This window comes from Streptomyces sp. NPDC004561 (genome assembly GCF_053602155.1).
On the sequence record NZ_JBSGDB010000909.1, the window covers coordinates 1 to 1,365 of the forward strand.

Here is a 1,365-nt window from a genome sequence, read left to right on the forward strand (position 1 = left end):
CCCCGCCCCGCGCGACGGGGCACCCGCCGGTTCTCCGCCACTGCGCGCTCGCCCTCCGCCCGGTGCCGGGCCGCTCACTCTCGGTGCTCCCTTTCGAGCGTGGCACGGGTGCCCCCGCTCCGCGCGCTCGAAACGGGCCCGGGCAGGCGGACCACCAATCGCTCCGGGCCCGTTCGCGGAAGTTCGCCGAGACGTGGCGCGCCCTGTCCGCCGCCCTTCCGGCCTGCGGTCTTCGGCCGAACTCTGCTCTCTACCCGCCTCTTTCGATCCCATGCCCGGGGGCCTTGAGGACGCTCATGATCACCGAAGATGGCCGATTACTTTGTCCCGGGCCGCGCGGGTGGGTTAGCCTGCGGCGTATTTCTCTCATCAGGCAAATCCGTGAACTGCGGAAATGCAACACCAGTCGCCGGGTCAGGCCGCGTGCCCGGCACTGGTTCCGAGCCCTCCGCACGAGGGCTCTTGGGGAGCGGAACGAGGGTGCGCATGGCCGGCAAAGCGACCGGGACGATCGACGCGGTTCCGGGTGACGACGAGCTCAGGAGACTGCTCGCGGGGCTGACCGCGGTGCGGGACGGAGACTTCGGCACCCGCCTGCCCGCCGACTCGCCGGGACTGTTGGGCGACATCGCCAATGTGTTCAACGGCATGGTGGACCAGTTGTCGGTGTTCACGTCCGAGGTGACCCGGGTGGCCCGGGAGGTGGGCACGGAGGGCACCCTCGGGGGGCAGGCGCAGGTACCGGGTGTCTCCGGCACGTGGGCCGATCTCACCGACTCCGTCAACGCGATGGCGGGCAACCTCACCACACAGGTCCGCGACATCGCCCAGGTCGCCACGGCCGTGGCCAAGGGCGACCTGTCCCAGAAGATCGACGTCGACGCCCGCGGGGAGATCCTTCAGCTGAAGGAGACCGTCAACACGATGGTGGACCAGCTGTCCGCCTTCGCGGACGAGGTCACCCGCGTGGCCCGGGAGGTGGGCACCGAGGGCCGTCTCGGGGGACAGGCCCAGGTCCCCGGGGTCGCCGGAGTCTGGCGCGACCTGACGGACTCGGTGAACTTCATGGCGGGGAACCTGACCGCCCAGGTGCGCAATGTCGCCCAGGTGGCCACGGCGGTGGCGCAGGGCGACCTGTCGCAGAAGATCACGGTCGACGCGCGCGGCGAGATCCTGGAGCTGAAGAGCACCATCAACACGATGGTCGATCAGCTGTCCGCGTTCGCGGACGAGGTGACCCGGGTGGCCCGCGAGGTGGGCACCGAGGGGCGGCTCGGCGGACAGGCGGACGTCAAGGGCGTCAAGGGCACCTGGCGCGACCTGACGGACTCGGTGAACTTCATGGCGGGGAACCTGACCGCCCAG

General features: G+C 70.3%; 1 protein-coding gene. It reads left to right on the top strand.

The features are described 5' to 3' along the window. Nucleotides 1-486: 486 nt before the first annotated feature. A partial coding sequence (locus tag ACWEN3_RS46615; protein ID WP_452984516.1) for a HAMP domain-containing protein occupies nt 487-1,365 on the top strand: 879 nt, incomplete at its 3' end.